This is a genomic window from Holdemanella sp. DFI.5.55 (assembly GCF_020593575.1).
Taxonomy (GTDB): Bacteria; Bacillota_I; Bacilli_A; order Erysipelotrichales; family Erysipelotrichaceae; genus Holdemanella; species Holdemanella hominis.
On record NZ_JAJDMK010000110.1, the window covers coordinates 1 to 4,347 of the forward strand.

Consider the following 4,347-nt stretch of genomic DNA (forward strand, 5'->3'; position numbering starts at 1 on the left):
CTTTTCCTGATAATACACACGCATAATTGTGGAAACCAATAGGATTCCCAAAGCCAAAACCCCCGCAATACTCAACGTTTGAAGCCCCATATTTAGTGTGTTTTGAGCATCCCCACGAATGGCCGCAAGCATCGTACGATACATACCGCCTCCAGGAACCAATGGAATCAATGCACAAACTAAAAATGTTGTGACTGGTGTCTTACATTGTCGTGCCAATATTTCTGATGCTAAGGCTAAACCTAAAGCCCCATAGAAATTGGATAATATTTCAGAACAATCTAAATACAGTCCCACCTTGTAACAGACACCACCAATGGCGCCTACAACACCGGCTAGCCATAAATTTCTTCCTTTAATATTAAATAGGAAACCAAACCCTAAACTAGCAAGGAATGAAGAGATTCCTGCTTTTAAAATCACATATATCATAATTCATTCCCCTATATCCAAAAATACATCACAAAACCAGCCCCTACCGCAATGGCAATAGCACACAAAAAGGCATCAACCGCTCTTGCGACACCAGAAACATAATCTCCTGCAATCGTATCACGAATCGCATTGGTAATCGCAAGTCCAGGCACTAAAAGCATAAAGCTAGAAATAACCATAATATCCACATTCGTCTGCGGTAATGCTTGATGGATCAATTGCGCACTCAGTGCTGCAGATCCTGCCGATATCGCATTATTCAAGAAAGAATTTAGTTTGTGTTTTGACAAGAAACAGCTAATACAACGAATCAAAATTCCAATAAAAAAGGACATTACAATTTCTAATAAAGTCCCATTAAAGAACATTCCAAATCCAGCAGCGCCAACCGCACCAAAAAGCATTGTCTCTTTAAATGTATAGCGAGACATCCCCTTAATTCGATCCAATTCATTAGCTAACTCATCCACTGATATTGGATTTGAACAAATTCTTCTAGAAAGCGTATTAATTTGATCAATACGATTCAAATCTACCTCTCCCGTGTGTACCCTGCAAATACGCGTCATTGTTTGATTGTCATACGTCAAAGAAAACATGATACCCGTTAAAGTCACATAGCTATCCGCATATTCAATACCTTCAAAACAATGACACATTCTGACCATTGTTTCTTCGACACGGCTGACTTCCGCACCACTCTCCACTAACATCTTTCCTGCTTCAATAATTGTATTCAATAACTTCTCAATATTCATAATCAAATTATAACAAAAAATAAGCAGAAAAACTGCTTATTAATCAGGAATTTCCACTGTAATCTTGTCCAGTTCTTGAGACACATTTAAAGCGTGGTCATTAATACGCTCAAAATCTGTAAAAATACGTGACAACATCATGCTGACTTCGCTTGAACATTTCTTTTGTTTTAAAGCTTGAATCTGTGCTTCACGCCAACTAGATACAAGTGAATCAATCACATCATCTTTACGTTCTGCCTCTTCTACATCATCCAAATCATTCTTCATATCCTCACATAACTTCTTCATGTGCTCTATAATTTCAATTTCCGAAATTGTCATATCTCCTTGAAGACGTTTTGTCGCCTGATGATTCATATTCACGGCATAATCACTAATACGCTCAATATCCACTAACATCAAATAGTAGCTAGACAATGCTTGAGAAATATTCACATTCAAGTTTGGCGTAGCCAAAGCCGTACTAATATATTCACTAATGACTTTATCCAAGTAATTGACTGTATCCTCTCTTTTGTAGATCTGTTCATCTGTCTTATCACTAAACTGCAACAATTGATCAAAAGCCTGATTTACATTCTCATACGCAAGACTCAACATGTGCATTGTTTCATCATTAATTTGTTTAACCGAAATAGCTGCACCACCAATCATCTTCTTAGACTTAGGTAGTGGCTGCAAATACAATAAACGCTCATCTTCAATCTCTTTATTTTCAACCGGCAAGATGTGTTGTGCAAACTCAGCCAAATACTTTCCAAATGGAAGCAACAAGATTGTTGTACAAACATTAAATATAGTATGCATATTCGCAATCTGTGCAATCGGATTGTATGGCGTTAAATGAATAACCCAAGATACCAATGGTGTAAACATACATACAATTGTAAAGATCGTTGTACCAATGATATTAAAGCTCAAGTGAATGGCGGTAGCCTGCTTAGCCTCACGACTTGTCCCAATTGAAGCAAGAACAGCCGTAATACAAGTACCAATATTCTGCCCAAACAACACATATACAGCTCCATCCAAACCAATAACACCACTGGCTGCTAGGGCTTGTAAAATACCTACTGAAGCTGAACTCGATTGAATCAAAGCCGTAAATCCTGCACCCACCAAAATACCTACTAATGGATTTGAGAAATGTGTGACTAATTCAACAAATTCTTTTGATTCTCTTAATGGCATCATAGCTGTACTCATCATATTCATACCAATAAAAAGAATACCCAAACCTGCAATGATCTGCCCAATATCGGTTGCTTTGGCACTCTTCGTAAACATAATCAATGCCACACCCATAAAGGCAACTAATGGAGCAATGGCACTTACATCCAGCGCGATCAACTGACCCGTAATGGTTGTACCGACGTTAGCTCCCATAATAATCCATACAGCTTGTTGTAAAGTCATCATCTGTGCGTTGACAAATCCAACGACCATAACTGTTGTTGCACTCGAACTTTGAATAACCGCCGTAACAAGCGCACCTACAATGACTCCTAAAAATCGATTTGAAGTTAATTTCTCCAAAATTTGTTTTAAACGATCTCCAGCCGCAGCTTCAAGACCATTTCCCATCATCTGCATTCCATATAGGAATAAAGCTAATCCACCCAATAAAGACAATATATTTGTTGTTGTCATATTTTCCACCTTTTCATAATTACACACTTAATATAAATTTAAACGCAAATTCATACTATCTTTACAATGTTAAATCTATGTTAAATTTATTTAACAATTCAAAATAGGGTGTATAATAACCCCAATAAAAGGAGAATTTTATGACAACAATCATTGAAAACAGAAGAAATTTACACCAAATTCCAGAAATTGAACTTACCACACAAAAGACAGCGCAATATATTGAAAACGTATTAGACTTATATGACTGCATCATTGATCATCCCATCCAAAATAGTGTAACCGCCTATTTTGATAACCAAAAAGAAAAGACAATCGTATTCCGTTCCGATATGGATGCACTTCCTATGGAAGAAAATACAGACCTAGAATTCAAAAGCACCAATGGATATATGCACGCCTGCGGGCACGACGGCCATATGGCCATGGTTTTAGAATTAGCGAAATATGCCAAGGAAAGCGACTACAACGTATTATTGTTATTTCAGCCAGGCGAAGAAAAACCTGGTGGCGCCAAACCTATCATTGAATCTAAATTCTTCGATAAATTTAATATTGCCGCCATCTACGGAACACACATCTATCCAGAACTTGAAAAAGGCAAAGTCTATACGCGTCCTCATGAAATGATGGCAGGCGGATGTGAGTTTGAACTTTTAGTAAAAGGAAAAGCCAGTCATGCAGCCCAACCTCAAAATGGAATCAATGCACTAACGGCTTGTGTAGAAATTCTACAAAAGTCTTTAGAACAAGAAGAAAAAGCTTTCGACGACAACACATTCCACCTTCTTCATTTTGGAACTTTCCATTCTGGATCAGCTTTTAACATCATTGCTGACCAAGCCCATGTACGTGGCTCTATTCGCTATTATGATCCAAAGGTATTTGATCAAATTGTGAATATCATTGAACAAAACATGAATAATGCAATCAAAAAATACAAGGTGCAAGTAAACTTCAAAATCAATCACCACTATCCACCTGTATTCAACAACGAAGAATTATTCTATACAATATACAAAAACAATCTAGTCAACAAACTAGAAAGCCCTGTACTTATCAGTGAAGACTTTGGCTACTATAGAAATGTAGCCCCATCTATCTTCTTCTTTTTAGGTACGGGAGACACCATTCCATTACACTCAAATAAGTTCACCTTTGATGAAGCCATCCTATACAAAGGTGTGGAACTATACAGGAAACTATTAACGACAAAAAACCCATTCTAGTAAGCACTAGGATGGGTTTTTATTATTATGATACCTAAAAATCACGCTTAAAAGGCGTGGTTTTCTCTGCGGCTATAAAACTTTACTGCCAGCTCGCAAAGGGCTTCATTTTTACTTATTCTTTCTCCTTGCTTTTTCTTGTTTATACGCCTGTTGGTGTGGTTCTGAGAATGGATTTGCGTACTCTTTTACACTCATTTTATCCATTGCTATATCGTGCATTTCCTGCTCTCGAATATATTTTGCAACTGTCGCATCATTCAATCCTACTG

4 protein-coding genes and 1 pseudogene are annotated in these 4,347 nt (G+C 37.4%); 1 reads left to right on the forward strand and 4 read right to left on the reverse strand.

All coding sequences use genetic code 11. The features are described from left to right. The 3 genes from LJE08_RS12765 to LJE08_RS12775 form a co-directional block, all read right to left on the reverse strand. On the reverse strand, positions 1–432 hold a 432-nt coding region (locus tag LJE08_RS12765; RefSeq protein ID WP_227403419.1), incomplete at its 3' end, for a threonine/serine exporter family protein. A gap of 11 nt (positions 433–443) precedes the next feature. Further along, positions 444–1,193, reverse strand: coding sequence for a threonine/serine exporter family protein (locus LJE08_RS12770; RefSeq protein WP_186999740.1), 750 nt, complete (start codon positions 1,191–1,193; stop codon positions 444–446). A gap of 39 nt (positions 1,194–1,232) precedes the next feature. Beyond that, complete coding sequence (locus LJE08_RS12775; RefSeq protein WP_227403420.1) at positions 1,233–2,846, reverse strand: Na/Pi cotransporter family protein; 1,614 nt, start codon at positions 2,844–2,846, stop codon at positions 1,233–1,235. A 140-nt stretch (positions 2,847–2,986) separates the two neighbouring features. Between LJE08_RS12775 and LJE08_RS12780 the strand changes: the two genes are divergently transcribed. Beyond that, the gene (locus LJE08_RS12780) at positions 2,987–4,075 is read left to right on the forward strand and encodes a M20 family metallopeptidase (RefSeq protein ID WP_227403421.1); all 1,089 of its coding nucleotides are present in this window, start codon (positions 2,987–2,989) and stop codon (positions 4,073–4,075) included. Positions 4,076–4,186: 111 nt separating this feature from the next. On the opposite strand, the pseudogene LJE08_RS12785 reads toward LJE08_RS12780, so the two are convergent. Beyond that, positions 4,187–4,347: pseudogene (locus tag LJE08_RS12785) on the reverse strand (IS200/IS605 family transposase); the annotation flags it as partial.